The 2,081-nt window shown below is 68.4% G+C and carries 1 protein-coding gene; it reads right to left on the reverse strand.

From position 1 onward, the window contains the following. Nucleotides 1-2,081 (reverse strand): beta strand repeat-containing protein (locus AKN84_RS50235; protein ID WP_430649979.1); only part of this gene is annotated, 2,081 nt, incomplete at both ends.

Genomic DNA, 2,081 nt, shown 5'->3' on the forward strand with positions numbered 1-2,081 from the left:
AGCCGCCGCCACCACCGAATCCACCATTGCCGAACGCCCCGCCGCCACCGCCGTAGCCGCCCACTTGCCGCCGTCGATTGCGTTGCCGCCACCGACCCCACCGCCGGTGCCGTGCGCCCGGTTATTGTTGCCGAGGAAGCCACCCGCGCCGCCGCCACCGCCATTGGCGCCGCCCGTTCCGCCATACCAGTAGAGCATGGTCCCGCCTCCGAACGGGATCAGGTAGCCGTCGACGCCCTTGCCGCCCCCTGCGGCGCCGGGAACGATGCCAGCGGCCCCGTTCTGGAATGCGGCGGAGTTCGCACCCTGCGCGTGAAGGCCGATGCCGCCGCCGCTGCTGTTGCCGCCCTGGCCGCCCATTCCGCCACCACCGCCGAAGCCGTCGAGGTTGGCGTTGCTCGCGGTGCTGCCGGTTCCGCCGTTGCCGCCGATCGCGGCACTGTTGTGAAACACGACATTGTCGAGCGTGGCGCTGCCGTTCGCCGAGACGAACAGGGCGCCGCCGAGCCCGGCACCACCGCCGCCGCCGCCCTGGATGACGCGGCCGCCCGCGGCCACCGCGTTCTGGATGGTCAGGTTCTCGAGATTGACGTTGCCGGCATAGACGAAGAAGCCGCGCTGGGCGTTGAGGCCGTCGATCGTGTGCGTGCCGCCGTGGCCGTCGCTGCCGTTGATCGTGACAGTCGAACCGCTCAGCAGATTGAGCGCGTACAGCTCCGACGTCAGGCTGAAATTCGCTGTGATATTGATCGTGTAGTTGGCATTCGCCGCGGCATTCTGCCCGCCGGAGTCCATCTGCAGGATGGCGGCATTCAGCTCGGTGACATTGGAGACATTGAAGACGCGGGTCGAGACGACCTGCACGACCGTGCCGCCGTTCGCGTCCTGCGAGAGCTGGAAGCTGGTACCGGCGCCGACGCCGGCAAGGGTTAACGTATCGGTCGTGGTGCCGTTCGAGATCGAGAGCGTGTTGCCGGACAGGCTGACCGTGTTGAGCGCCGGATTCTGCGTGTTGTACTGCAGCCCGGTCAGGTCGATGAACTGGCCGGGATTGAAATTCGCGATTGTGTTGGTGAACGCATTGCCGCTCAGCGCGGCGTTGTCGATCTTCAGCGTGCCGACGATGCCCGACGAGAACGAGATGTTGCCGGTTCCGGCGGCGCCCGCCGCGGTGAGCCACACCGTGCCCGAATAGATCGTCGTGCTGCCGTAGCTGTTGGCGGCATGGCCCAGTACGAGCGTGCCGCCACCGTCGATGCCGAGATTGCCAGCGCCGGTGACGAGGGCGGTGTCGGTGACGGTTGCACCGTTCGCGATCGACAGGACCGAATTGCCGCCGACCGAAAGCGTGTCGTCGAACGTGCCGCCCGAAGTCAGCGACAGGTGCGCGCTGCTCAGTCCGACCGTCCCGGTCAGCCCGCCGAGCTGACCCATGCCGAGCTGCAACGTGCCGGCGCCGGACAGCATGAACGTGCCGGAGCCGCTGATCGCGCCGGTGTCCACGATCGTGCCGGACGAGATGTCGAAGGTGCCGCCATTGGCGGTGACCTGGATGTCGTGCGTGAAGGTGTAGCCGCCGGTCGTGGTCAGCGTGCCGCCGTTGAGGATCAGTGCGCCGGCCGAGCCGCCGATATTGTTGTCGGCCGTGATCGAGAGGACGTTGCCGCCGTCGATCTGGGTGCCGCCGACATAAGTGCTCGCACCCGTCAGCGTGCCGCCGCCGGAGACGACCAGCTTTCCAGTCGTGCCGCTGCCGCTGATGCCTCTCTCGTCGGCGATCCTGTCGCCGATCGTGAGTGTCGTGACGGTTTGCAGGCCCTGGAAGACCGTGGAAACGGTGTGCGTCGGCGTGACGACCATCGTGCCCTGGATGAAGGTGTCGCCATAGGCCGCGCCGTTGCCGGCGCCGTTGGCGCCGGTGCCGCCGGTCTCGGTGGCACCCGACAGGGTGCCGCCGATGACGGTCAGCGTGCCGCCTTGCTGGACGAAGATGTTGCCGCCGGCGCCGAGACCGCCGCCGCCACCGCCGGCAAGCGAGCCACTGCCCGCGCCGAAGCCGCCGGCGCCGGGCGTGCCGTTCG

The organism is Bradyrhizobium tropiciagri, assembly GCF_001189845.1.
GTDB classification, from domain to species: Bacteria; Pseudomonadota; Alphaproteobacteria; order Rhizobiales; family Xanthobacteraceae; genus Bradyrhizobium; species Bradyrhizobium tropiciagri.